This window comes from Planococcus sp. ANT_H30 (assembly GCF_008369335.1).
Taxonomy (GTDB): domain Bacteria; phylum Bacillota; class Bacilli; order Bacillales_A; family Planococcaceae; genus Planococcus; species Planococcus kocurii.
In genome coordinates this window covers 500,943-525,969 of record NZ_VOBJ01000001.1, presented here as the reverse complement: position 1 = coordinate 525,969, position 25,027 = coordinate 500,943, and the positions used below count along the sequence as shown (strand labels likewise).

Annotated in this window: 24 protein-coding genes and 1 riboswitch; of the genes, 10 read left to right on the top strand and 14 right to left on the bottom strand. The window is 41.9% G+C overall.

The genetic code is table 11. The features are described from left to right. Positions 1-8 precede the first annotated feature (8 nt). The 4 genes from FQ085_RS02580 to ystJ all read left to right on the top strand — a co-directional run bounded on the left by FQ085_RS02580 (position 9) and on the right by ystJ (position 5,020). Positions 9-1,325 (top strand): GntP family permease, encoded by a 1,317-nt coding sequence (locus FQ085_RS02580; protein WP_149455821.1) that lies wholly within the window; start codon positions 9-11, stop codon positions 1,323-1,325. A gap of 83 nt (positions 1,326-1,408) precedes the next feature. Next, the gene (locus FQ085_RS02575) at positions 1,409-2,353 is read left to right on the top strand and encodes a 3-hydroxyacyl-CoA dehydrogenase family protein (RefSeq protein WP_149455820.1); all 945 of its coding nucleotides are present in this window, start codon (positions 1,409-1,411) and stop codon (positions 2,351-2,353) included. After that, positions 2,350-3,114, top strand: a complete 765-nt coding sequence (locus FQ085_RS02570; protein WP_149455819.1) for an SDR family NAD(P)-dependent oxidoreductase — start codon at positions 2,350-2,352, stop codon at positions 3,112-3,114. The genes FQ085_RS02575 and FQ085_RS02570 overlap by 4 nt, the downstream gene beginning before the upstream one ends. A gap of 658 nt (positions 3,115-3,772) precedes the next feature. Then, a complete protein-coding gene (gene ystJ, locus FQ085_RS02565; RefSeq protein ID WP_058384658.1) occupies positions 3,773-5,020 on the top strand; it encodes an NADP-dependent malic enzyme in 1,248 nt (415 codons plus the stop codon). Positions 5,021-5,096: 76 nt separating this feature from the next. On the opposite strand, the gene FQ085_RS02560 is transcribed toward ystJ, so the two are convergent. From FQ085_RS02560 to FQ085_RS02540, 5 genes are all read right to left on the bottom strand, one after another. After that, positions 5,097-5,840, bottom strand: a complete 744-nt coding sequence (locus FQ085_RS02560; protein WP_058384659.1) for an ABC transporter ATP-binding protein — start codon at positions 5,838-5,840, stop codon at positions 5,097-5,099. A gap of 1 nt (position 5,841) precedes the next feature. Next, positions 5,842-7,473 (bottom strand): ABC transporter permease, encoded by a 1,632-nt coding sequence (locus FQ085_RS02555; RefSeq protein WP_149455818.1) that lies wholly within the window; start codon positions 7,471-7,473, stop codon positions 5,842-5,844. Between the two features lie 70 nt (positions 7,474-7,543). Beyond that, positions 7,544-8,608 (bottom strand): Fe(3+) ABC transporter substrate-binding protein, encoded by a 1,065-nt coding sequence (locus FQ085_RS02550; protein ID WP_058384660.1) that lies wholly within the window; start codon positions 8,606-8,608, stop codon positions 7,544-7,546. Positions 8,609-8,950: 342 nt separating this feature from the next. Further along, complete coding sequence (gene metC, locus FQ085_RS02545; RefSeq protein WP_058384661.1) at positions 8,951-10,123, bottom strand: cystathionine beta-lyase; 1,173 nt, start codon at positions 10,121-10,123, stop codon at positions 8,951-8,953. Next, a complete protein-coding gene (locus FQ085_RS02540) occupies positions 10,107-11,240 on the bottom strand; it encodes a methionine biosynthesis PLP-dependent protein (RefSeq protein WP_149455817.1) in 1,134 nt (377 codons plus the stop codon). The genes metC and FQ085_RS02540 overlap by 17 nt, the downstream gene beginning before the upstream one ends. A gap of 75 nt (positions 11,241-11,315) precedes the next feature. Beyond that, positions 11,316-11,421, bottom strand: a riboswitch (SAM riboswitch). Positions 11,422-12,544: 1,123 nt separating this feature from the next. On the opposite strand from FQ085_RS02540, the gene FQ085_RS02535 reads away from it, so the two are divergent. Then, on the top strand, positions 12,545-13,552 hold the full coding sequence (locus FQ085_RS02535; RefSeq protein WP_058384663.1) for an LLM class flavin-dependent oxidoreductase: 1,008 nt from the start codon (positions 12,545-12,547) through the stop codon (positions 13,550-13,552). A 124-nt stretch (positions 13,553-13,676) separates the two neighbouring features. Here FQ085_RS02535 and FQ085_RS17975 read toward each other — a convergent pair whose 3' ends face one another. From FQ085_RS17975 to FQ085_RS02515, 5 genes are all read right to left on the bottom strand, one after another. Further along, complete coding sequence (locus FQ085_RS17975; protein WP_188074697.1) at positions 13,677-13,841, bottom strand: hypothetical protein; 165 nt, start codon at positions 13,839-13,841, stop codon at positions 13,677-13,679. 178 nt (positions 13,842-14,019) lie between these two features. Continuing rightward, positions 14,020-14,901, bottom strand: a complete 882-nt coding sequence (locus tag FQ085_RS02530) for a hypothetical protein (RefSeq protein WP_058384664.1) — start codon at positions 14,899-14,901, stop codon at positions 14,020-14,022. A 136-nt stretch (positions 14,902-15,037) separates the two neighbouring features. Then, on the bottom strand, positions 15,038-15,760 hold the full coding sequence (locus tag FQ085_RS02525) for an amino acid ABC transporter ATP-binding protein (protein ID WP_058384665.1): 723 nt from the start codon (positions 15,758-15,760) through the stop codon (positions 15,038-15,040). Then, a complete protein-coding gene (locus FQ085_RS02520) occupies positions 15,753-16,412 on the bottom strand; it encodes an amino acid ABC transporter permease (RefSeq protein WP_058384666.1) in 660 nt (219 codons plus the stop codon). Before FQ085_RS02520 ends, FQ085_RS02525 begins: the two co-directional genes overlap by 8 nt. Before the next feature lie 28 nt (positions 16,413-16,440). Then, entirely contained in the window at positions 16,441-17,226 is a 786-nt protein-coding gene (locus tag FQ085_RS02515) for an ABC transporter substrate-binding protein (protein ID WP_058384667.1), read from the bottom strand. A 321-nt stretch (positions 17,227-17,547) separates the two neighbouring features. On the opposite strand from FQ085_RS02515, the gene pcp reads away from it, so the two are divergent. Next, entirely contained in the window at positions 17,548-18,156 is a 609-nt protein-coding gene (gene pcp / locus FQ085_RS02510) for a pyroglutamyl-peptidase I (protein ID WP_149455816.1), read from the top strand. A gap of 36 nt (positions 18,157-18,192) precedes the next feature. Here the strand turns inward: pcp and FQ085_RS02505 are convergent, their stop codons facing one another. Next, positions 18,193-18,897 carry an HAD-IB family hydrolase gene (locus FQ085_RS02505; protein WP_082707548.1) on the bottom strand — a complete coding sequence of 235 codons (705 nt, stop codon included), beginning with the start codon at positions 18,895-18,897 and terminating at the stop codon, positions 18,193-18,195. A 108-nt stretch (positions 18,898-19,005) separates the two neighbouring features. Between FQ085_RS02505 and FQ085_RS02500 the strand changes: the two genes are divergently transcribed. After that, complete coding sequence (locus tag FQ085_RS02500) at positions 19,006-19,299, top strand: hypothetical protein (RefSeq protein WP_149455815.1); 294 nt, start codon at positions 19,006-19,008, stop codon at positions 19,297-19,299. 226 nt (positions 19,300-19,525) lie between these two features. Then, the gene (locus FQ085_RS02495) at positions 19,526-20,131 is read left to right on the top strand and encodes a hypothetical protein (RefSeq protein ID WP_149455814.1); all 606 of its coding nucleotides are present in this window, start codon (positions 19,526-19,528) and stop codon (positions 20,129-20,131) included. Between the two features lie 46 nt (positions 20,132-20,177). Here the strand turns inward: FQ085_RS02495 and FQ085_RS18195 are convergent, their stop codons facing one another. Continuing rightward, positions 20,178-20,306, bottom strand: a complete 129-nt coding sequence (locus FQ085_RS18195) for a YhfH family protein (protein ID WP_211272186.1) — start codon at positions 20,304-20,306, stop codon at positions 20,178-20,180. A 19-nt stretch (positions 20,307-20,325) separates the two neighbouring features. Continuing rightward, positions 20,326-21,918 (bottom strand): malate synthase A, encoded by a 1,593-nt coding sequence (gene aceB / locus FQ085_RS02490; RefSeq protein WP_058384671.1) that lies wholly within the window; start codon positions 21,916-21,918, stop codon positions 20,326-20,328. A 173-nt stretch (positions 21,919-22,091) separates the two neighbouring features. Here aceB and FQ085_RS02485 point away from each other — a divergent pair, with 173 nt between their 5' ends. Both FQ085_RS02485 and FQ085_RS02480 read left to right on the top strand, forming a co-directional pair. Continuing rightward, positions 22,092-22,742 (top strand): LytTR family DNA-binding domain-containing protein, encoded by a 651-nt coding sequence (locus tag FQ085_RS02485; RefSeq protein ID WP_058384672.1) that lies wholly within the window; start codon positions 22,092-22,094, stop codon positions 22,740-22,742. Positions 22,743-22,838: 96 nt separating this feature from the next. After that, on the top strand, positions 22,839-23,996 hold the full coding sequence (locus FQ085_RS02480; protein ID WP_149455813.1) for an aminotransferase class I/II-fold pyridoxal phosphate-dependent enzyme: 1,158 nt from the start codon (positions 22,839-22,841) through the stop codon (positions 23,994-23,996). 154 nt (positions 23,997-24,150) lie between these two features. On the opposite strand, the gene ahlS is transcribed toward FQ085_RS02480, so the two are convergent. Beyond that, positions 24,151-24,999: an AhlS family quorum-quenching N-acyl homoserine lactonase gene (ahlS, locus tag FQ085_RS02475; protein WP_071153843.1), complete on the bottom strand. Its 849-nt coding sequence runs from the start codon at positions 24,997-24,999 to the stop codon at positions 24,151-24,153. Positions 25,000-25,027 lie beyond the last annotated feature (28 nt).

Here is a 25,027-nt window from a genome sequence, read left to right as displayed (position 1 = left end):
GTTGTTTTATGCTTGGCATGTTGGGAATGTTTGGTGGCTTAATTTTATTGATCATTTTGACGATGCGCGGGATGAACTTGTTGATCGCAGCACCGTTAACTGCTTTGTTTGTTGCGTTATTAAATGGATTGCCGTTGTTTCCTCAGCTTGCTGAGGAAGGGGCAGCTAACTTTTTAACAAATTACATGACCGGTTTTACAGGCTTTATCGCTTCTTGGTATTTGATGTTCTTGACCGGTGCCATTTTTGGTAAAGTGATGGAAGACAGTGGTGCAGCTGACAGCGTATCAAAATGGATCGTTAGCAAAATTGGGATGAAACGTGCGGCTCTAGCTGTTGTTCTTGCTTGTGCGGTTTTAACTTATGGCGGCGTCAGTTTGTTCGTTGTCGCTTTCTCTGTGTATCCGATGGCACTCAGCCTATTTAGACAAGCTGATTTGCCGAGACGTTTTATCCCAGCGGCGCTTGCTTTTGGATCGACCACTTTTACAATGACTTCTGCTGGTTCGCCTGAAATCCAAAACTGGATTCCCATTGAATTTTTAGGAACGACACCGTATGCAGGGTGGGAGGTCAGTATCATCGTAGCCTTATTCATGATGATTTTTGGGTACTGGTGGTTGAAGAAAATGATTTCCAAAGCGTTAGTAAAAGGGGAACGATTTACCGCTCGGAAAACCGATCCGTCTGCAGAAGAACGCACAGAATTACCAAATCCTTTACTCAGTATGATTCCGCTTGTTGTCGTTCTAGGCATTTCATTTCTTTTCCACAATTCGCTTGGAACTTCGGCATTGATTATTGCGTTAAGCGGCGGTATTGCAACAACTTATTTTCTTAACAGAAAATATTTCCGCAATATTGGGCATGCCTTCAGTGAAGGTGCAGTAGGAGCTGTTATCGCAATTGCTAATACGGCAGCAGTGGTTGGTTTTGGTGGAGTTGTCAAAGCGACACCTTCTTTTGAAACAGCGGTTGATGTCATGACGGGTATTCCAGGAAGCCCGTTAATTGGGGGTGCACTGGCGGTGGCGGTCATTGCCGGATTGACAGGTTCGTCTTCGGGTGGACAAGCGATTGCTTTACCCCTGCTTGCACCTCATTATTTAGATATGGGAGTCGATCCAGAAGCCTTACACAGAACGGTTTCCATTTCTTCAGGTTCACTCGATTCAATGCCGCAGGGTGGTTATGTCGTAACGACTATTCGCTCAATTGCAGGTGAAACACATAAAGATGCGTATCCTGCATTTGGTGCATTAACCGTTGTCGTGCCACTCATTGGTGCTGCACTGGCAGTTGTATTATTCTCACTTGGATTATAAGATGAAACTGCCCAACAAACTTTCGGTTCCTTGTTTGTTGGGCAGTTTGCGTGAGACAGTCAAACGACAGAGGGGTGTAAGGGATGGAAAAAATTTCAATTCTCGGAGCAGGAACGATGGGACACTCAATTGCCTTATCGGCAGCATGGGCAGGCGAAACTGTAACGGTTTATGGCATCGATGAACAAGATCTTAGCAATGCGAATAGAGGATTACATAACAAACTCAAAGTCATGACAGACAATAAACTGGTTACTGTCGACCAAGCAGAAGAAATTAGACAACGAATTCAATTGACCACTTTTTTTGAAAAAGCTATTTTGAACTCGACGTTCATTATCGAAGTTGTACCCGAAGTATTGGAGCTGAAAAAAGAACTTTATAGTCGATTGGAAACGTTGATCAGCGATGACGTGATCATTGCCAGCAACACCTCAGGATTTAAACCGAGTTTATTGGCTGAAGAGATGCGGCTACCCGCTCGCTTTGTCGTAACGCATTTTTGGAATCCAGGACATCTTATTCCTTTAGTAGAAGTAGTTAAGGGGGAGCAGACAGATGAAAAGACTGTTGAGCGAGCAATGGCTGTTTTAAAAGAAATGAACAAAAAAGCAATTTTACTCCATAAGGAAATTCCAGGATTTATCGGCAATCGTCTGCAATATGCCTTGTTCCGTGAAGCACAAGCTTTACTGGATGCTGGAGTTGCTTCAAAAGAAGATATTGATGCAGCTGTCACGTATAGCATTGGGCGAAGATTACCCGTAACCGGACCACTTATGACTGCGGATATGGGAGGGCTTGACGTCTTCTCGGCAATCTCTAACTATTTGTTTGAAGAGCTAGCGACAGATCAGCGATCAGGCGAAACGCTGTCCACACTTGTAGTTGAAAACAAGCTTGGGGATAAAACAGGAGAAGGGTTTTATTCGTGGGAGCCTGATGTTTCGGCAAAATTAAATAAAGAACGAGAACAGACCTTAATTCACTTTTTGAAAAAGGATTTAAAGGCAGGTGCCTCAGAATGACTGCCTATTTTTCTGAACTTGAAAACAAAACAGTAATCGTCACAGGGGGCAGCAAAGGAATCGGTAAAGACATTGCGTTGACTTTCGCAAAACTAAAAGCCAATGTGGTGATTTCTGGACGAGACGCAAAAGTTCTCAAAGCGTCTTTGAAGGAACTACAAGAATACAATCCGAAATGCCTCGCAGTTTCCGGGGATTTGAGTGATATCGGGGAAGTTCAGAAACTGATTGATAAAGCTGCGTCAGAATTTGGAACTGTTGATGTATTGGTTAATAACGCGGGTATTAACATTGCGAAACCGGCAATGGAAGTAACAGAAGCGGACTGGGATGCGGTACTCGACTTGAATTTAAAGACGGCATTTTTTGCTAGTCAAGCAGCAGCTAGATACATGCTCGAACAAAACAGTGGACGAATCATTAATATCGCGTCGCAAATGGCCTTTGTCGGTTATGTGAAGCGAGCGGCGTATTGTTCAAGTAAAGGAGGTCTCGTGCAACTGACAAAAGCTCTCGCAGTAGAGTGGGCAAAGCAAGGAATTCGTGTCAATGCGGTAGCGCCGACCTTTGTCGAAACCGAGTTGACTGTCAATATGTTCAAAGACGAGACGTTCAAACAAGAGATTGACAGTAGAATTTTACTGGATGGCTTGTCTCAACCAGCAGATATCTCGGGAGCCGTGTTATATTTGGCTTCTAACTTAGCTAATTTTGTAACCGGTGAAACCATTAAAGTCGATGGTGGCTGGACAGCTATCTAACTAAAAAGAAGAACTGAAGAAAGTTCAGCAGCTTGTAGACAAAGTCTTATTAAACTGAATAGTGATGTATAATCTTCAACTGAGCTGGCCACTTCGCTTTCCGGTGGGCTCAGCTTCAGTCTCCTCGTCACTGAAAATCCATGCTCCTGCATCGCTGCGCTAGCTTCGTCGCAAAAGCTTGCCCTCGCAGGCTTCGGCCAATGCTATTCCTGCGGGGTCTTCAGCTTTCGTCGCTTCGCTGCTCCCACAGGAGTCTTCGTGGACCAGCCCAGTTGAAGAGTTCCAGCTCTAATCAAAGTGAGATTATTTAGTCCATTTCACAATAAAAATACATGATCAAGCCTTTTCATCCACTCACTTAAGGATTCGGAGCACCAAGTGGCGAAGGGCAAAGATATGCTCCTGCATCGCTGCGCTAGCTTTCCTGCGGAAAATCCTAGATGCATACAAAAAAATGAATAAGTATTCTTTTGTCTACAAGCTGAACTGAAGAAATTTCAGTTCTCTTTTTGTTAGCGTTTTTTAAACAGTAGATACAGAAAAACTTTATTACTGTATCCGCCTAAAGTCTGAATATTGAACAAATTAATTGAAAACTCTTTCAATTATCAAAATACTCTTTATAATAAACAATTATGAACAAAGGGAGATGAGGCACATGTCTAAGCTAAAAAACGATTCGTTGCAACTGCACAGGACGCATCAGGGGAAATTGGAGATTCGGTCAAAAGTAGCAGTGGAAAATGAAAGGGACTTGAGCCTCGCCTATTCTCCAGGAGTAGCAGAACCTTGTAGAGAAATCGCGGCAGACCCGTCAAAGGTTCACGACTACACAATGAAAAGCAATATGGTCGCGGTAGTGACAGATGGGACAGCAGTTCTTGGCCTCGGCAACATTGGTCCGCTTGCCGCATTGCCGGTTATGGAAGGAAAGGCTATATTATTTAAAGAATTTGCTGGAGTTGACGCGTTCCCGATTTGTTTGGATACAACCGATGCGGAAACCATTATCCAAACGGTTAAATTGCTTGAACCAGGATTTGGCGGCGTCAATCTTGAGGATATTTCGGCCCCGACTTGTTTTATTGTGGAAGAGCGTTTGAAAAAGGAAATGGGAATTCCCGTGTTTCACGACGATCAGCACGGTACAGCAATTGTTACTTTGGCAGGCTTGATCAATGCATTAAAACTGGTCGGCAAAGACGTACAGGAAACCAAAATTGTCGTTAACGGTGCGGGAGCTGCAGGAATTGCCATCGTTAAATTACTGAGTAAATTTGGCTTTGGTCACGTGATCATGTGTGATACAAAAGGAGCTATTTTCAAAGGACGCAAAAATGGCATGAATCCGTTTAAAGAAGAAGTGGCTGAAATGAGCAATTACGAACGCAAAGAAGGTCTACTGGCAGATGTCATCCAAGGAGCAGACGTCTTTATCGGCGTATCAGCAGAAGGTGCATTGACTGGAGACATGGTCCGGACGATGAATGATGATGCCATCATTTTCGCTATGGCCAATCCAAACCCTGAAATTCTTCCGCACTTGGCGAAACAAGCCGGTGCCAGAGTAGTTGGCACAGGACGTTCTGATTTCCCAAACCAAGTCAATAACGTATTAGCCTTCCCTGGACTCTTTAGAGGTGCTTTAGACGTATTGGCTACTGACATCAACGATGCGATGAAAATCGCTGCAGTCGAAGCGATTGCGGGATTACTAGAGGCAAATGAGCTGAATGAGGACTATGTTATACCCAAACCGTTTGATTTGCGTGTGGCCTCAGCTGTTGCGGCGGCAGTAGCAAAGGCTGCTATGGATACGGGCGTTGCTCGGAAAGCAATTGAAATAGAAGATGTGAAGCAAAAGACAGAAAGCTTGTCAGTCGTCGGCGAACACAACACCTTATAATAGAAGAAACCCATTCGATTTTTTTCGAATGGGTTTTTGTATGGGTTTAGTAAACCACTCTATTGGAGGGCTGTTTTTAAATACGAACTAATTCTTTTTCTTCTACAATAGTAGGTGCGTTGCGAGCTTCTTGACGATAAACATCGAGTAAATCACAAGGACGACCAATAAAATCAGTACTGCCGTCTTTGATCTTAACAATTCGATCAGCTAGAATATGAGCATCTTTCTCATCGTGTGTTACGAAGATAGAGGTGATATTGGCTTTCTTTAAAATATCACGCAACTCTTTCCGAATTTTCTCTTGAAGCTCGGCATCTAAATTACTAAAGGGTTCATCGAGTAATAATAGATGTGGATTTGGCGCGAGCGCTCTAGCAATCGCAACACGCTGCTGCTGTCCACCACTTAATTGGTGCGGATAACGTTTTTCATAACCCTGTAATTCCACGAGTTCCAAGACTTCTTGGAGCCGCTTTTGCTTGGCCGCTTTTTTCATGCGGAACAGTCCAAATAAAATGTTATCGGCAACCGTCATATGAGGGAAAAGTGCATAATCTTGGAATACCATGCCGATGCCACGTTTTTCAGGTTGAACGAAAGTATGTTGATCACAAAGAACTTGATCTTGAATCGTCACTTTTCCAACTGAAGGATTTTCAAGCCCTGCAAGTAAGCGAAGGACAGTGCTTTTTCCACTACCGCTTCGCCCAAGGATGGAAATGACCTCTCCTTTTTCAATCTCTAAAGAGAAATTATCAAGTGCTACAGCTTTTGTATTTGGGTAAGAAAAGCAAAGATTTTCAATGGTTACGAACATATTAATCCAACTCCTTTTCCAAAAACTTATAAAAGACCACAATTGCTAAGGCACTAATACCAACAATCAGCAAAGAAGCTTGAGATGCTTCCATGATTTTTTCGTCGCTGGCATATTGGAAAGCTTTTGTAGAAAGTGTATCGAAATTAAAGGGTCTCAAAATTAAAGTCAATGGAATTTCTTTTAATACGTCAATGAATACGAGAATAAATCCACTAATGATGGCACCTTTCATCATTGGCATGTCTACCTTAAAAAAGGTTCTTGTCAGTCCGGCTCCAAGAAGGCGAGAAGCATCTTGGAAGTCGGTGCCGATTTTGTCGTAACCCGTTTCAATGGAACTGTAGCCAATGGCGAAAAATCGGATGATGTAAGCTGTGACGAGCAAGATGATGCTCACGCTAAGTACAAGTGTCGTGTTCATGCCAACTAGTTTATATAGTGGTGCTAAAAATTCATCTAATGAAACAAAAGCAGTTACTACGGCAACTGCAATAACAGCTCCTGGAATAGAATAACCTAAAACTGTTAGTTTGGGCAATAATTTAGCAAGTCTGCCATGAACGAGGCGGGCAAAATTGCCGACAATCAATGCGAAAACGATAATGACTGCAGCGCTGAATCCGGCTACGAAAACAGAATTTCTTATATAGGACATAAATTCATCTAATGGAATGGTTCCAAAAGTTAAAATGGTCCAGTCGATCAATTGCGCAACCGGGATGAAAAAACCTAAAGCCAAAATAGCGAAGCCATAACTAGCAGCAGCAAAAGCTTTCCAACCGGTTAATTTAACAAGTGGCAGCGGTCTGACTTTTGTAGAAGCGTAGCTATATTGACGTCTGCCGCGCAGAATTTTTTCAATCAGCAGAATAACAATGACAAATCCCATTAAAGAAGCGGCTAGTTTAATAGATGTTTCGATGTCGCCTAAGCCAAACCAAGTTTGAAAAATCGCTGTTGTGAAGGTTTGGATACCATAGTATTTCACTACACCATAATCATTCAACACTTCTAAGACGACCAAACTAGCACCTGCGATAATCGAAATCCGCGATATTGGGACGACTACTTGAAAAAACGTTCGCCATGGGCCTTTCCCAAGTAATCGTGTACTTTCAATGAGTGAAGCCGACTGCTGTGCCAAAAAAACTTGTGTGATGGTGTAAACATAGGGATACAAGAAAACCGTGTAAATGAAAATAGCACCTGGCAAGTTCATGATGTCAAAATATGCTGGATTTAGTTCCATATCAAAGCGCTCACGGAGTGTTGTCTGAATCACACCCGTATAATTAAAAATCCCGTGGTACGTGTAGGCCCCAATAAAAGGTGGGATTGAGAGGGGGAGAATCAGTGCCCATTTTAAAAATCGTCGGAAAGGGAACTGATACTGGGCAATCAGCCAAGCTAAGCTTAGACCGATAAAAATTGTTGAAGCAGCGGTGGCTACAACGAGTATTAAGGAGTTTTTTACAAACGACCAAAGGACAAATTCTTTCATATGTGCCCAGTTCTCGTTAGAGGGGGTGAAAAGACCTGTCACAATTGTTAAATTCGGTAAAAACAATGCAGCGATAATGACGATGGCTGCAACCGTCCAAATATTTATATTAGCTAATCTTCTTTGCATGGTTAAGCCACCTTCTCCAATCGCCAGAAATCCCTTGCTGTAAACATACAGCAAGGGCACAGCATATTCATTATTTCCAGCCGACTTCATTAAAGATCAGAATTGATTTCGCATTATTGTCTCCTAAAGCAGAAAGCGGAATGTCCTGTTCTTTAAATTCACCCCATGATGTTAGTAACTCAGAAGGTTCGACTTTTTCATTTACTGGGTATTCGTAATTTGTTTCTGCAAACGTTCCTTGTGCTTCAGGTGCAGAAAGGAATTCAAGAAGTTTTATAGCATTTTCTTTGTTTTTAGCTGTTTTCACAACACCCGCACCACTAACGTTCACGTGAGTACCAGTCGTATCTTGGTTCGGGAAGAACAATCCAAGTCCTTCTGCTACTTCTACTTCAGCAGGATCTTCAGAGTTCAACATTTGTCCAAAATAATAGCTGTTCATAATAGCAACGTCGCCAACTCCAGCAGCGATTGCTTTAGCTTGGTCCCGATCTCCGCCTTCAGGATCACGTGCGAAATTATTTACTAGGCCTGCAGCCCATTCTTTCGCTTTTTCTTCACCCTCTATTTCAATAAACGAAGCAAGTAGCGATTGATTGTAAATATTTTCAGAGCCACGAATCAATACACGGCCATTCCACTCGTCTTCTGTCAAAGCTTCATAAGTAGATAATTCTTCAGGTTTTACAGTTTCTTTGTTGTAGACAAGTACACGTGCACGTTTTGTTAAGCCATACCACATTTGGTCTGTGTCTTGGAATTTTTCAGGAATTTGTTCGTCTAGTATGTCACTTGATACGGACTGTAGCAAGCCATCTTCTTTAGCACGGTATAAACGTCCAGCATCTGCAGTCAAGAATAAATCAGCTTCAGTGCCATCTCCTTCACGCTTAATGCGCTCAAGCAACTCATCTGCGTCACCTTTAATTAGATTTACTTTAATACCCGTTTCTTCTTCAAACTTTTTGTATAATTCATCATCTACATCGTAATGTCTTGCCGTATATAAATTAACTTCTTTGCTTTCAGCTGTTTCTTCAGGTGCATCTGTTGCCGGTTCGGATGCATCATTGCTTCCGCATGCAGCTAAAACAAGAACTAATAAAGCGATAACCAGATAAAAAAGTTTGTTCATGGATGTCTCTCCCCTTAATGTGTAATTGAGATTTCAAATGAAAATCATTCTCATCATCAATTATAAAGTTCCAATTGAGAATGTCAATCATTATCAATAGAATCTCTTGTTTTTTTAATAATTGTGTCTAAAAAATGAGTGAGTAATTACCAATCATTATTCATTTGCGATTCCCTGTTGTTGCAGAAATGGAAATGAGCGAAAAACAAGAGATAGCTTAAAGCCAAGAAGAATTTGATAGAGGATTGCAAGATAAATCGAGTTCTCTATTCATAAGAAACCCTCTTGCCAGATGAGGCAAGAGGGTTTCTTAGAACAAAAGTTCTTTCTATAGAAGGAACTTTAATTTGCGATGCTTAATCCTTTTCGACGGGCTACTTGTAATAGTGCTTGGTTTAGATCTTGCACCAAATCATCACAATGTTCTAAGCCGACAGAAAAACGTAGCAAGCCGTCGGTGATTCCACGTTTTTCGCGTTCTTCTGGAGGCATTGAGCCATGAGACATCGTTGCAGGATAGGACAAAATCGATTCGACTGCGCCTAAACTAACTGCAAACACCGGAATTCTCAGATGTTCGACAAATATACGAACGGATTTTTTATCAGCTAAACGAAATGATAGAACCGCTCCTGCATTTGTAGCTTGGCGTTCGTGAATTGGGTTTCCAGGATGGAACGAAAATCCGGGGTAGTATACTTCTTCAATTAACGGATGGTTCTGCAAGTATTCAGCAATAACGCGAGCCGATTGAGATGACTGGCCTAACCGAGCGCCTAAAGTTTTTATGCCTTGGATTAACAGGTAAGAATCTTGAGCTCCTAGAACAGAGCCAAACGTGTTTTGGATAAAGCCCAAACGGTTTCCAAGTTCTTCATCTTTGGTCACAGCAAGACCTGCGATGACGTCGCTATGACCTGACAGAAATTTCGTTGCACTGTGAAGAACGATATCTGCACCAAGCTCCAGTGGATTCTGGTAAAGCGGTGTCATAAAGGTGTTGTCAACAAACGTTAAACAGTTATTGGCTTTCGCTAGTTTTGCAGCGATTTCAATATCCGTAATATTCATAACAGGATTTGATGGCGTTTCCAAGTAAATCACTTTTGTATTTGGCTGGATGGCATTAGCCATTTCGTTTAAGTCCGTCATATTCACAAAGGTATATTCGATATTGAATTTGTCCAAAATTTCCGTGATAAAACGATAAGTTCCGCCGTAAACGTCTTCTGACACTAAGACATGGTCACCTGAAGACAACAGCATAAAAGCAGAGGAAATAGCAGCCATCCCTGAAGAAAAGGCGAACCCACGCTTGCCTCCTTCTAGCTTAGCGATGGTTTCTTCTAACGCTAGGCGAGTGGGGTTTCCAGAACGGCTATAATCAAACGGTCCAAACGAATCCAGGCTTTGTTGGTGGAAAGTGGAAGATAAATAGATAGGTACATTGACAGCTCCAGTTTGTGGGTCGACTCCAGTAGAGTGAATAAACTTCGTTTCAATGCGATCGGTCATATTCAACTACCTCCTTATTTAGTTCTGAAAACGCTTGTGCTAAATCAGCAATTAAATCTTCAGCAAGTTCCACCCCGACTGAAAATCGCAATAACCGATTGCAAACGCCACGTTTCGTCCGTTCTTCAAAAGGCATGTCTGCATGAGTTTGGGTGGCGGGGTAAGTAATAAAACTTTCAACACCGCCAAGACTTTCCGCAAAGGTGATGAGTTTAATGTGTTCAAGAAAAGGAGCTATCCATTCTTCTTTTTGCAAACGGAAGGACAACATGCCGCCTTTTCCAGGATACAACACATCAGACACAGACGACTGCTGAGACAAGAACTCAGCAATGGTTTTCGCGTTTGCGTCATGCTGTCGCATCCGTAAAGGCAATGTCTTTAATCCGCGAACCAGTAACCAAGAGTCAAAAGGGGACAAAACGGCACCAACCGAGTTATGGAATGTTGCCAGTTTTTCGCAAATGCGATCGCCTTTAGCGGCAACAAGTCCAGCTAAAACATCATTATGACCACCAATATATTTCGTTGCACTATGGATAACAATGTCTGCACCCAGTAATAGGGGCTGTTGGAAGAATGGCGTTAAAAATGTATTATCGACGATTAATAGAAGCTTATGCTTTTTAGCCAATGCGGCATAAGCAACGAGATCAATTTCTTGCATCAGTGGATTGGTGGGCGTTTCAATAAAAAGTGCACGTGTATGAATGGTTATTTTTTGTTCTGTGTCTTGGACATCTTTGAACTCGGCGTAGTTGGGGTGAATATTATAAGCTGATGCAAAGTGATCTAATAGGCGGTATGTTCCACCATAAATATCTTCCGGTACTAACAATTCATCACCTGGACGAAAAAGAGACAAAACGAGTTGAATAGCTGCCATTCCAGAACTGCAAGCAAATGCAGCATCTGCGCCTTCAAGTTCTGCAAATCCTTCTTCCAGAACAGAGCGAGTCGGGTTTTTCGTGCGCGTATAATCATAGCCAGTTGATTGGCCAAGTCCTTGATGTTCGTAGGCTGTCGACAAGTAAATGGGCGGATTAACGGCTCCTGTTGTGGGATCGCTGTGATTGCCTAATTGAACTAATAAAGTTTCCAAGCTGTGTTTTGTCATGTTACTCATCCTCTCAATAAGAAAACAGGGGCTTTTCTTCATAAAGAAGAAAAGCCCCTGTCCGGAAATGCATTCTTCTCATCTGTTAGGCAGAAGCCTATTGGAATTAGCACCGTAGTCTTCGTCAGACTGGTTGCTGAGACTTCACAGGGCCAAATCCCTCCGTCTCTCTAGATAAGAAATATCTTATTAAGTTTAGTGTTTCTGTTTAGATGTTCCTAATCATAAATCAATTAATGAAAGAAAGCAAGTGTTGAATTTTAAATAATGCAAATATAAGAAGTGGGTAGGCAACTAGCTTGATTAGTAAAGGGAGGATAGGAAAAGAAAAATTTCTTTATGCCCGTCGAATCTACATGGCAGCTTGCGCTTTTCGGTGTCCAGTTGCAAGTGCCTAGCTCTTCGGGACATAAGTCAACCCAGCTGCGTGGCAAAGAACGCCACACTGCTGATCTGTCTTATGCCTGTCAGAGCTGACGAGGCACTTTCACTTTTCATGTTGTCCAGCTCCAGCTGCCAGATTCTCGGGTCATAAGCCACTCCGGCTGTGTGGCTGAAAACACGCCACTTCGCCAGAGCGTCTTATGCCCGTCGAATCTACATGGCAGCTTGCGCTTTTCGGTGTCCAGTTGCAAGTGCCTAGCTCTTCGGGACATAAGTCAACCCAGCTGCGTGGCAAAGAACACCACACTGCTGGTCTGTCTTATGCCTGTCAGAGCTGACGAGGCACTTTCACTTTTCATGTTGTCCAGCTCCAGCTGCCAGATTCTCGGGTCATAAGCCACTCCGGCTGTGTGGCTGAAAACATGCCACTTCACCAGAGCGTCTTATGCCCGTCGAATCTACATGGTAGCTTGCGCTTTTCGGTGTCCAGTTGCAAGTGCCTAGCTCTTCGGGACATAAGTCAACCCAGCTGCGTGGCAAAGAACGCCACACTGCTGGTCTGTCTTATGCCTGTCAGAGCTGACGAGGCACTTTCACTTTTCATGTTGTCCAGCTCCAGCTGCCAGATTCTCGGGTCATAAGCCACTCCGGCTGTGTGGCTGAAAACATGCCACTTCGCCAGAGCGTCTTATGCCCGTCGAATCTACATGGCAGCTTGCGCTTTTCGGTGTCCAGTTGCAAGTGCCTAGCTCTTCGGGACATAAGTCAACCCAGCTGCGTGGCAAAGAACGCCACACTGCTGGTCTGTCTTATGCCTGTCAGAGCTGACGAGGCACTTTCACTTTTCATAGCTTGAGCAAAAAAAGGGACGGTTCAGATAAACATCGCTACAATGGAAGAGAATAGGAGTGAACGTAATTATGCACATTAAGAAATTTGAAAATATCCCATTGGCGGTGCTTGATTTAGCACCGATAAACGAAGGTGCAGAAACAGCGCAGACCTTTAAAAATAGTGTGGAGTTGGCACAGCATGTGGAGCGATTGGGGTTTAATCGCTATTGGCTAGCTGAACATCATAATATGCCGGGTATCGGCAGTTCTGCGACATCTGTCCTTATTGGACATATTGCAGGCGCAACAGAGTCGATTCGTGTAGGTTCAGGTGGAGTTATGCTACCGAATCATGCACCGCTTGTTATAGCAGAGCAATTTGGTACATTGGAAACTATTTATCCTGGACGCATTGATTTAGGTCTAGGGCGTGCACCTGGTAGTGATCAAGCTACTGCGCATGCGTTACGTCGGAATTTGAATAGCAGCGGAGATGATTTTCCCCAGCAAGTTGCGGAGTTAGAAAATTACTTTTCAGCTAACCCTGTCGGACGTGTTCGGGCGTACCCTGGTACTAATATAAAGATTCCGCTTTGGCTACTCGGATCGAGTGGATTTAGTGCACAGCTGGCTGCGTTAAAAGGTTTGCCATTTTCATTTGCTAGTCATTTCGCACCGGATTACATGATGCAGGCTTTGCAACTTTATCATCAAAACTTTAAACCGTCACAGGTGTTGGCCGCTCCTTACGCGATGCTTGGCGTTACGATTATTGTTGCAAAAACACAAGAACGTGCAGAATGGTTGGCGACTTCTTCGCAGCAGCAGATGTTCTCCTTGATGCGAGGCGAGCCAACTACATTTAGAGCACCCATCGATCACTTGGAGGAAGTTTGGACAGACCGCGAAATTGCGATTTTCCGGGACAAATTAGATTCTGAATCGACGATGGTTGGAACACCGGATCTTGTTAGACAAAAGTTGAAAAACTTTATTCAAAAAACAAGAGCCAATGAGATTATCGTCAATTCGCCGGTTTTTTATCAGGAAGATCGTTTGCGCTCATATGATTTTGTAGCAAAAATGATGAATTAAGTAAAGGGGCTGCCCCAAAAGGTCATAAATTAGGACCTTTTGAGTGTAGCTCCTTTTGCATGCCACTCCCTTTTTGTTATAAAAAAAATCGCCTCTCCGGTAACGGAAAAGCGATGATTCAACATTAATGAAGATCTTTTTCTTCTTCACGCTGCCGTTCTTTTTCTATCTTGAATTCTTTGTAAGTTGTGTAAACGGGTGCACCTTCGCCAATCATATTCAGAATCGCATTAAAATCATCATCTAACCGAAGTTCTATTTCTTGTGAATCGAGTACTCGGCGTTCCATTATGACCAACCTCCTCATATAGTAATCAGCCGCCGCGTAGCAACAGAAATAAGGTTTTAACTCACTTTAATTATACGGAATTTTTAGTTAATTTGAAAGCTAACTGCCTGGGTATTAAGAAAAGAAGATAAGAATATAAAAAAGCGTTAAAGCAGGGGCTTTAACGCTTTTTAGATGATTATTGATTGATTTCAGCATTTAGTATCATGGACTCAAAGAACAAAGAGGGCGAAGTTTCATTCCATTCAAGGGAAGAGAGGTCGGCCGTTCGCTTATCGATATACCCATAGGCAAGTTGTGTTCGTGGGTCGTCCGTCAATTGAAGCTTAACGTAAGGACCTTGAGGCGTCAGCCAGTTTAACTGCGACAAACGATTTTCGAGTGAAAATGCAATCCATTGGTCTTCATCTTCTTCTGTTTCGAATAACGGTTGTTGAGCTGCCATTAGCCATGTCTGACTTGAGTGCTTAGGTGGCAACCAAAGGTTTTTCGACAAGGTGCCTTCTTCTGTAGTAAAATCCGTAATTTCATGACGCAATTCCTGCACGGAGTCGCCATTTCCTAGTTGTAGATTCCGCGATACGTAAACATTGCCGATTAGAATTTCACCATTTTTGGTTGTGAAAATGCCATGCGGATTGGTCGTTGAGTCTAACCCATACAACGCTTCGTCAAGTTTGGCTACCGGCTGTGGATTCCACGATTTAAAATCGGTATCTTCTAACTTGTTAACATTCATCGACAATGTGTAAGGAATCCAACCGGTGTTTTTGATTTCTTCGAAAATAATGGAAGTGCCGTTTTGAAGCGATCGATCGACTAATGTATATGTGCCGACCTCTATTCCAAGGAAAGTCATCGTGTAAACTTGCGTAAGATCTGAACCGTTGTTACTGACTTCCGGTTCGCTGAATGTAATGAAAGTCGGCTTTTCAATGGTTAACGACACATCGGTTTCCGAATAAAGTTCTACTTCATTTTTTAAGAACATGACAGCTGTAAAGATAATCAGCGACATGAAAAATAGGACGCCTATTAAAATAACGATTTTTCTAAACACATTTTCCACCTCTGTTTTCTGCGTGTTTGCCAGCTTCGATTATAACATGCAGAAATGAGAAGTAACGCCAACACATTTGAGCATCAAATGAACAAATAGTGATAAATAGAAAAGCAGGTACCCAGAAGGATACCTGTTACAATACTTTATCCAAAAAATCCTTAGCGCGAGCAGTTTTCGGATGACTAAAGAATTCCATCGGCTGGCCTTCCTCGACTAATACACCATGATCCAAAAATAAAACACGGTCTGCAACTTCTCGAGCAAAGCCCATTTCGTGAGTCACGACAACCATCGTCATTCCGGATTTTGCTAAGTCTTTCATGACATCGAGCACTTCTTTGACCATTTCTGGATCCAGTGCCGAAGTAGGCTCATCAAACAGCATTAGTTCGGGTTCCATAGCCAAAGCACGTGCAATCGCAACACGCTGCTTTTGACCGCCAGACAAGCTGTTTGGGTAGGCCTTTTCTTTTTCAGATAAGCCAACGCGTTCAAGTAGCAATCGTGCTTTCAATTCTGCTTCCTCTTTTTTGATGCCTTTTGCTTTCATCGGTGCATAAGTTAAATTCTCAAGCACCGTCAAATGAGGAAATAAATGAAAATGCTGAAACACCATACCGATTTGCTGCCGAATTTTGTGGATATTTTTTTTAGAAGCCGTTAAGTTTTTACCGTTGATTTCAATAATGCCTGAAGTCGGTAGTTCCAGTAAGTTTAAGCACCGTAGAAAAGTGGATTTGCCTGAACCAGAAGGACCGATAATCGATACGACTTCACCTTTCGTGACAACAGTAGAAATGTCACTGAGGACTTCATTCGTACCAAACTTTTTATAAAGCTGTTGAACTTTAATCACTTTGTTTTAACCTCCGTTCGAAAACTTTACCAATCATCGTCAAGCCCATCACGAGACACCAATAGATGACGCCGACAAATAACAACGGTTCAAAGTTACGGAACAAGTCGGCACCCACTACTTGTGCGCGTCTCATGAGATCGAGGTAGCCGATGGTCGAGACGATAGCGGATTCTTTTGTTAAGGTGATAAATTCATTCATTAATGCGGGTAAGATGTTTTTCAAGGCTTGAGGCAAAATAATATCTTTCATCATCGAGCGGTACGGAATACCGAGCGCTTGAGCCGCTTCTGTTTGTCCTTTATCGACTGCTTGAATTCCAGCACGAATAATTTCCGATATATAAGCGGATGAATTCAGTCCAAAAGCCAAAATGGCCGAAAGAAATGCTGAAATGTCATAGCCTGTTAGCTGTGGAATCGAGTAATAAATAATCATCAATTGCAAAATTAGCGGTGTTCCCCGGAATATCGATGTATAGGCATCGGCAAACCATCTAAGAGGTGCAACGCTACTTATTTTGAGTAGAGCGAGCAAGGTTCCAAGAATCGAACCTAAAATAATCGCAAAAAATACGAATTTCAAAGTGGTCCAAATTCCTTCTAGCATGAACGGAATATAAGGAACTATTTGTGAAAAATCCAGGTTCATCGATTACAACTCTTTTCTACAAGGTAATTTATTCTTCTTCAGTCAGCCATTGTTCTTTTAATTTATCTAACTCGCCGCTTTCTTCCATTTCAGCAAGTATGCCATTCACTTCTTCTACTAGCTCACTGCCTTTCGGGAAAGCAACGGCCATACCGGGTGAAGCAGTTGTTGGGTCATCAAATGCACCCAGATCCTGTGCTTCGATATAGCCAAGAGCCACTTGTTTATCCATGTAGGCGGCGTCGATACGACCAGATAAAATTTCTTGTATTAACGCACCAGAATCATCTAACGCTTTTAACTCGAAATTGATGCCTTCATCAGCGATAATGCTTTTTGCTCCTTCTTCTTGAATCGTTCCAAGTTGGACCCCAACACTTTTCCCCTCTAATGACTCAAGGCTAGTCAGTTCTGAATCTTTGACAGTGACAAACATTTCGCCAGAATGATTGTACTCTGTTGAAAAATCAACGTTTTCTTTACGTGATTCGGTAGCGGACATACCCGCAATGACCATATCAACCCGGTCGTTTTGCAACGCTCCGATCAAGCCATCAAATTTCATATCAGTAATTTCAAGTTCGTAGCCAAGTTCATCTGCTATATGGTTGGCAAGGTCAATGTCGAATCCGACAATATCACCTTCAGGATTGCGTGATTCAAATGGAGCGAATTCAGCGGATGTTGCCATTTCCAAAACCTTTTTTTCTCCTGAAGTTCCTGAATCACTTTCACTTGTGCTGTCATTTCCACAAGCCCCTAATAATAATGCAGACGATGCCAACAAAGCGATAAATGGTTTTTTCTTAATCATGTATATTCCTCCTGTTTAATGTATAATTATTCGGTATAATGAATTTTAACACAAGAGTTGGTAATTGAGAAGAGTTTTTTAATAGAGAATAGAAAAAAATGTGTTGATCTAACCCGGCTGTCCTTAGTAGGAAAGAATGACAAAATTGCGTATAATAACGACTAGGTAAATCGAATAAATAATCGTTCCTAGTAGTGGAAAGCCAGTTTAGTAGAATTTTGTCTGCGCTACAGATCGTGCACTTTACTCTTAAGAATTGTGACAAGAAAAGTCTGTAATATAGGTAAGTGGAATATCAAGTTGAAACAGGAGGAGATAGCAATGAAAAAGTTATTATTGACCGGCTTTGAGCCATTTTTGGCTTACACAGTCAATCCAACGATGAAAATTGTTGAAGCACTAGATGGGACGATCATTGGTAACTACCAGGTTGTCGGTAAAATAATGCCAGTGGATTTTAATTCTTCAGGAAAGGCTTTGCTCAAATTTATCGACGAGGAAGTTCCAGATGCAGTCGTTTCTCTCGGACTTGCAGCAGGACGCTATAAAATTACACCAGAGCGAATTGCTATTAACATCAAAGACGGAGATGCTGACAACGAAGGCAACAAACCTGTCGATGAGCTGATTAGAGAACAAGGAGAAGACGCGTATATGTCTACGCTGCCGATTCGAAAAATGGTGGACAGTCTGCTTGCGAAGGGGCTTCCCGCAACCATTTCGAATACAGCAGGTGCATATCTATGCAACAACGTCATGTATGAAGGATTGCATTACGCCAAGGTCCATAACCCCAAACTTCTTACTGGCTTTATTCACATTCCGGCGTCGCATGAATTAGCGATCGAACACGGTGGGATTCCAAGCTGGTCTCACGAGGATCTACTAAAAGGCATTCGAATTTGCATTGAAACATTAAATGAGACATAAAAAACGGACTGCAATTGCAGTCCGCTTTTTTTATGATTAAATGATTTCCCAATGCCGTTGCTCAGCCACTGTACGCAGCTTAGACTTGGGTTGAACCGCTACTGGATGTCCAACGAGTTCAAGTACAGGTAAATCTGAGTGACTATCCCCATATGCGTAGCTATTAGCCCAATCAATATCTTGTCCTGCAAGTGCTTCTTTGATTTTTATTGTTTTTAACGGTCCTTGAACATGTGACAAGGGAGTACGATGATCGACGACGTTATTTTTATAGAGAATTTCTGTACCAATAATGGTCCTAATCGGCAATTGTTTAGTCACTGCGTGAAGAAGTGGCGTAAAAGCGCCAGATACGAGCATGACGTAATCGTTATTCGCCACATGGTTTTTCAGTCGCTCCACGACAGTCAGATTCAGATCGCCGTGCATTTGTTCAGCAATCTCCCCAAAATACTGCTCAAGTTCAGTTTGTGTAAAAGTGTCCAATGCGGCTAAATATGCCTGGACAGAACGTTCACGCATTTTCTGCTCAGGATAAATTTTCAGCTTATGACCGATATAAGGAGGCATAATGGTACGATAAAATTGACGATAGCGGCTGCTATGTTCAGGATGGTTCTTTAAATGGTTCATCATCAACTGAAACGTTTCCTTCGAATACAAAGTTCCATCAAAATCAAATATAGCTACGCGCAAAGCGATCAACTCCGGTTTCTCAATTTTTTCTGCTCTTTCCATCATAGCGGAAATCGAGAGCATCTTCCAGTGAATGGCAAATGAAGGTTTATGCATTTTCAATTGACGGGTATAGAAGAAGAAACGATAGATTAAGCTACAGGAGGTTTTAACATGGAAAAGCAACACATTACCGTCGGATACGTCGAATTATCACCAGATGAAGCTGAACGATTATTTGAAGAAGTTAAAAAAGATAAAGGCATTAAAACTTACAAAGAGCTCCAAGGCTTGATGGATGATTATGATTCAGCCATCATCGAACCAGAAGCACGTCCACTTGCTGAAATTTTAGATGGAGACGAAGCGCCCAACGGACGAGAACAAGGCGGCATTCGTTATATCGAAGTTTTTAACAAGCTTGAAGAAGATCGACGATACCGTTTCAAATCATCCAACCAACAATAAGACAACTGTCTAACAAGTGCTTGATTAAAAAACATCGTACGATCCAACAACAAAAATTTCATGAAAATATCAACATCCCAATTCTCGACGTTCGAGTCACTTGAACGATGATTGTTGAGGGTGTTTTTTTGTTGTAAGAAAATTGGAACTTTTAAGAGGCTGATTCGTATAATAGTAAATGATTTTTTTGAAATAGGTTGTAGTCCATTCAAAGGGGGAATTAAAGATGAACATTTTCACAAGGAATAGATGGCTTTTAGGATTCCTACTCGTAGTTGTTTCTTGTTTACTCATCGTGGGTTGTTCTAGTAACGAAAAAGCAAAAACAGCAGAAGCTGAAAAACCAACCGAGTCGCTTGAAAAAGACAAAGCGGCAATTCAAGCCGTCATTGAAAAACAATTTAATGGACCAGACAACAGGTACCGACAATTATGGGACGCAGCAACGGCAATTCAAACAGCCAATATGAACGAGGAACAGTATGACGCTTGGCTCAAGACGCCAGAATACAACGCATTAATCGATTATATGAACAGTACGTACGCTTCTTATTTTACTGAAAATGCCTATGAAACCTTTAGGAACACAGATGCATTTCTCTATAGTTACTCAGATCGAGAATACAAACTCACAACTTCTGCGATTGAAATCACTCAAAGCGAAAAGGAGAGGACCCTTTATCCTTTCACATTCCAAGTCATGTATGAAAACGAATCAGGAGAAACTGAGATAGTTGATTTTGAAGGACAAGCCATCGTGCCAGTAGCAGGAAAAATCGGTAAAATTCAATTTAACAATCAAGAGAAATTGCTACAAAAAATCGAAGAATAACAATGAAAAGAGGAAAACCAGTAAAGTGGTTTTCCTCTTTTCATTGTTATTCTTCTTGCTTCCCGATGCAGCGTTCGCATTCATAAATGATCGATTCACGTTGTTCGTTTATCTCACAACCACATTCCCGGCATTCTTTTTTCGTCCGGATTTCGTATGTTTGAGTGTTTGTCATGTCGATCTCCTCCAATCGTTTAGTTTAGGATTTCATAACCTGGCAGTGTCAAAAATTCAGCGAATTCATTTTGTACGGTAAGGTTTATAAACAATGCACGAGCTTCTACGTAATTTCCAGATGAATAGTTGTCTTCGCCAACTGCTTGTTGAATTTTACTAACTTCTTCTTCCAACACTTCATGAAATAAAGGAAGATCAATTTTTCGGCCGTCGTCGAATCGTCCTTTTGGATGGCGAATCCATTGCCATACTTGCGAACGAGAAATTTCAGCTGTTGCAGCATCTTCCATCAAGTTATTAATTGGCGCTGCGCCGTTTCCAGATAACCAAGAAGCGATGTATTGAATGCCGACTGAAATATTTGAGCGTAGTCCGTCTTCAGTAATGGTACCTGTTGGCACTTCAACTAATTGTTCAGCTGTTACTTGGACGTCTTCGCGCTTATTATCAATTTGGTTCGGTGTTGGCATATGCTCATTAAACTGTTCCATCGCGATTGCAACCATTCCAGGATGTGCAACCCACGTACCATCGTGTCCGTCCATCGCTTCGCGTCGTTTGTCTTCTGCGACTTTCTGGAAGGCAACTGTGTTGGCATCATCATTTCCTTTGACTGGAATTTGGGCAGCCATGCCGCCAAGAGCCGGTGCATTACGCTTGTGGCAAGTTTGAATACAAAGTTGCGTATACGCGCGCATAAACGGTACAGTCATTGTCACTTGAGAGCGATCTGGGAAAATATATTCGGGTAAATTACGCAGTCGTTTAATCACGCTAAAGATATAATCCCAACGTCCACAGTTCAGACCAGCAGAGTGGTCACGCAATTCGTATAAAATTTCATCCATTTCAAAAGCAGCCAGAATCGTTTCAATCAACACAGTTGCGCGAATCATGCCTTGTGGAATCTCTAGCTCATTTTGTGCGAAGACGAATACATCATTCCATAAACGAGCTTCCAAATGACTTTCTAATTTGGGGAGGTAAAAATAAGGGCCAGTTCCCCGATCAATCAGTTGTTGTGCATTATGGAAAAAGTATAATCCGAAATCGACAAGACTGCCGGAAATTGGCTGGCCATTAATATGAATATTCTTCTCCATCAAATGCCAACCACGAGGTCGAACCATTAACACCGCAGTTTCTTTATTTAATGCGTATTTTTTTCCGGTTTCAGGAATTTCAAAATCAATTTGTCTTCGAACCGCATCACGTAAGTTGATTTGACCGTCAATAACGTTAAACCAATTTGGTGCAGTAGCATCTTCTAAATCAGCCATAAACATCTTGGCACCAGAGTTTAATGCATTAATGAGCATTTTGCGGTTTGTGGGTCCCGTGATTTCAACGCGGCGATCCTTCATATCTTCCGGCAGGGGAGCAATCGTCCATTTGTTATGTCGAATGTGCTTTGTTTCTGGAAGAAAGTCAATTTTCTTACCAGCATCAATTTCTTGTTGGCGTGTTTGACGTTTTTTTAACAGTTTGACACGACGTTGATCAAAGTTATGATGTAGCTTTTCAATAAAATCTAGCGCTTCGGGTGTTAAAATCGTCTCTATTCCTGGTACATCTTGACCTGTTATCGTAACATTCGATTTTGTTAACAACTAAATCATTCCTCTCTAAAAATAATTTTTAGTAACTGTATTAATACAGTTTATTTTGATGTATATTAATATATAACAGAAAATTCTAACTGTCTTGTAAACAGGATGGAAAGGAACATTCGGCGACAAAAGCGATTATTAGGCGATAAGCACATTTGGAAGGGGAGCTGGGGATGACTACTAGTATGTTGGAACAAATCGGATTTATCATTGGAGATTGGATTCCGAAAGAAGCATCGATTGCGATTGCAGATGAAGAGAGCTATATCTACTATAAAGCGGGAGTTCATGATTTGCAGATTCGAGAAGGGCAACTGGTTTTACCCGGCAGTATCGCTGCGCGTGCTAAAAAAGAAAAACAACGAATCGAAATGTTTGTGGAAGAGTCTATTCTCGGAACAGCGTATTACGGTATTGGTTATCCGATCAAGTTAGTGGAAAAAGAAGGCGTTCTTGTTATTATTCTGCCTCCCGATTACTTGGTTCGTAAAAACAAACCAATTCAATTCCTAACAGGGAAATTTCAAGACACGTGGCGTCCCATTCCAGTAAACAAGGTATCCCATATTGAAAGCAGCCAAAAGAAAACATGGTTTTATACAGATGATGAAACCTATTGTGCAATTCATACGTTGAAAAACTTAAAGCATCAATTGCCGGATAGCTTCTTGCCAGTTCATCGGTCATATATTGTGAATATTGACTATATAGAAGAGATATCTCGAGACATCGCCTCAAACTATCAATTGACACTGAAAGACGGCTCAATTTTACCGGTTAGCCAAAATTATACAGCAAGTGTTAGAGCGCGACTCGGGTTCTGAAGCTCCAATACGACAGCAGGAGGAACAGTATTGTGTGCTATAGTTATCTGTGAACTTAATTATAATAGAACTTAGTTAAAAGAAAGGTTGTCACTCATGCCTATTTCAATCAACAGCCAGATCGAAGCTATTCAAATTTCGGGTATACGTCAATTTTCAAACCAATTGGTCGATTTTCCAGATGCGATTAACCTGACAATCGGTCAGCCAGATTTTCCAACGCCTGAACCAATTAAGCAAGCTGGAATCGAGGCGATCCGGCACAATCATACGAACTATACACATAATGCAGGAATGCTCGAATTGCGGACAGAAATCGCTTCTTTTTTTCAGGATACTTATGAGTTGAACTTTGAGCCGAAAACAGAAATTATCGTTACCAATGGTGCAAGCGAAGGCTTGGATTCTCTATTTCGAGCGATTTTAGAAAAAGGGGACGAAGTTATTTTACCTGCCCCGGCCTACCCTGGATACGAGCCAATTATTAAGTTGTGTGGAGGCAAAGTAGTTTATTTGGACATGTCAGATACGGGATTCCAACCAGATTCAACGCGTTTAGCAAGCTTAATCACAGACCGCACGAAAGCGGTATTGATGAATTTTCCATCTAATCCAACAGGCGTCACAATGGATTCTACGCAGCTTGAAAAAGTTGCAGCTGTATTAGAAAAACACGAGGTCTTTGTCGTAACCGACGAAATTTACAGCGAAAACGTATACGGTGATAAGCATGTTACGGTTGCGCATTTTGAAAAGATGCGCAACCGTACATTCTTAGTTCACGGTCTGTCAAAATCGCATTCCATGACAGGTTGGAGAATTGGTTTTGTACTGGGCCCAGAAATGTATATGAAACACGTGTTAAAGGTTCATCAATACAACGCCATTTGTGCATCCGTACCAAGCCAGTATGCAGCGCTTGAAGCGGTGAAAAATCAGCGTCATGTTCCTGCTGAAATGAATAAAGAATATGTCAAACGAAGAGATTTTGTTTACAGTCGCCTGACAGTGATGGGCATTGATGTGATTTTGCCAAAAGGTGCCTTTTACATTTTTCCGTCAATTGAAAAATTCGGCATGACTTCTTTCGAGTTTGCAACACGGTTATTAAGAGAAGCAGGAGTCGCAGCAGTTCCTGGTTCTGCATTTACACGTTACGGAGAAGGATTTATCCGGATTTCTTATGCTTGCAGCATGAAGGACCTTGAAGAAGGCATGAATCGATTAGAAAAATTCATTCAAAGCTTAACGTGATTGGTGAAACCGTTATTTCTTACGGACATTGGCGTAAACGATGATAGAGGTTTAGTTATTGAAATATGGATGTAACCAGATAAAAGCCCTTTGCCAGTACTTGGCGAAGGGCTTTTGAGTTTTAGTGAATTAACTTTGGCTTATCCTAAATTCGTTACTCATAATAGCCTTCAGTCGATTTACGGAAAGTCTTAAACTGTGCAGCGTCATGACCAAACCACACATCAGAATTGGTTTCTTGCGACAGTCTGCGGATTTTTTCAACAGCTGACGTATAGCCGACAGAATCATATAAAATGCCAGGTGGCTTAACGGGAGGACCAAAGCTTTCAGCCGTATAAATAGCATCAGATGCAAGAATAATGCCACCCGTTTCGGGAAGTTGAATTTGCAGACCGAGCATTCCCCAAGCATGCCCACTGCCAAAATTCAGCAATTTGATTCCTTCGGCTAGTTGAAGTCCATCCTCAGTTCGTTTGACAGTTTTCCATTGTAGATTGTTTTTAATCCAAGCATCAATATCGCCCCAAATATAAGCACCTTCTTTCGTGTTCCTCGCATAGGTTTGAAGGGCTCCATTTAGTTCATCTTCGTGAACGATGATGGTCGCATTGGTGAATAATTCAAGACAGCCTGCATGATCCAAATGGAGATGAGAAGCCACAACGTATTTAATATCTTCTGGACGAACGCCAAGCTCATCTAACCGGTTATGCAAATAGCATTCTTCCGGCATGTCAATCGGAAAAAGAGATTGTGTTACTTTGCCCCAGCGTCCTTCAGCACCCATGGAATTTGGGTTACATGCTGTATCAAATAAAATTTTGCCTTCCGGGTGATCAATCAATACTGTATAAACGGGAAATGTAGCCATTTCACTTGGCGGATTCGGGTTTTCCAAACTCGCCGGATTGTGCATGGAAATTAAAAAATTCTTGTCCATGCTCAAGGTACCGTTGTCCATTACGTATAGCTTTGGGTGAGGCTTAATAATACCAGTCATCAATGTTCCCCCTCTCAGAATAATTCCA

Coding starts and splice junctions, on each gene's coding strand:
- FQ085_RS02495 (WP_149455814.1), top strand. CDS start 19,526: ATGAACATTTTCACAAGGAATAGATGGCTTTTAGGATTCCTACTCGTA.
- FQ085_RS02575 (WP_149455820.1), top strand. CDS start 1,409: ATGGAAAAAATTTCAATTCTCGGAGCAGGAACGATGGGACACTCAATT.
- metC (WP_058384661.1), bottom strand. CDS start 10,123: ATGACCGATCGCATTGAAACGAAGTTTATTCACTCTACTGGAGTCGAC.
- FQ085_RS17975 (WP_188074697.1), bottom strand. CDS start 13,841: ATGGAACGCCGAGTACTCGATTCACAAGAAATAGAACTTCGGTTAGAT.
- FQ085_RS02535 (WP_058384663.1), top strand. CDS start 12,545: ATGCACATTAAGAAATTTGAAAATATCCCATTGGCGGTGCTTGATTTA.
- FQ085_RS02560 (WP_058384659.1), bottom strand. CDS start 5,840: ATGTTCGTAACCATTGAAAATCTTTGCTTTTCTTACCCAAATACAAAA.
- FQ085_RS02580 (WP_149455821.1), top strand. CDS start 9: ATGCTTGGCATGTTGGGAATGTTTGGTGGCTTAATTTTATTGATCATT.
- FQ085_RS02540 (WP_149455817.1), bottom strand. CDS start 11,240: ATGACAAAACACAGCTTGGAAACTTTATTAGTTCAATTAGGCAATCAC.
- pcp (WP_149455816.1), top strand. CDS start 17,548: ATGAAAAAGTTATTATTGACCGGCTTTGAGCCATTTTTGGCTTACACA.
- ahlS (WP_071153843.1), bottom strand. CDS start 24,999: ATGACTGGTATTATTAAGCCTCACCCAAAGCTATACGTAATGGACAAC.
- FQ085_RS02500 (WP_149455815.1), top strand. CDS start 19,006: ATGGAAAAGCAACACATTACCGTCGGATACGTCGAATTATCACCAGAT.
- FQ085_RS02555 (WP_149455818.1), bottom strand. CDS start 7,473: ATGCAAAGAAGATTAGCTAATATAAATATTTGGACGGTTGCAGCCATC.
- FQ085_RS02485 (WP_058384672.1), top strand. CDS start 22,092: ATGACTACTAGTATGTTGGAACAAATCGGATTTATCATTGGAGATTGG.
- FQ085_RS02515 (WP_058384667.1), bottom strand. CDS start 17,226: ATGATTAAGAAAAAACCATTTATCGCTTTGTTGGCATCGTCTGCATTA.
- FQ085_RS02550 (WP_058384660.1), bottom strand. CDS start 8,608: ATGAACAAACTTTTTTATCTGGTTATCGCTTTATTAGTTCTTGTTTTA.
- FQ085_RS02505 (WP_082707548.1), bottom strand. CDS start 18,897: ATGATGGAAAGAGCAGAAAAAATTGAGAAACCGGAGTTGATCGCTTTG.
- ystJ (WP_058384658.1), top strand. CDS start 3,773: ATGTCTAAGCTAAAAAACGATTCGTTGCAACTGCACAGGACGCATCAG.
- FQ085_RS02520 (WP_058384666.1), bottom strand. CDS start 16,412: ATGAACCTGGATTTTTCACAAATAGTTCCTTATATTCCGTTCATGCTA.
- FQ085_RS18195 (WP_211272186.1), bottom strand. CDS start 20,306: ATGACAAACACTCAAACATACGAAATCCGGACGAAAAAAGAATGCCGG.
- FQ085_RS02480 (WP_149455813.1), top strand. CDS start 22,839: ATGCCTATTTCAATCAACAGCCAGATCGAAGCTATTCAAATTTCGGGT.
- FQ085_RS02570 (WP_149455819.1), top strand. CDS start 2,350: ATGACTGCCTATTTTTCTGAACTTGAAAACAAAACAGTAATCGTCACA.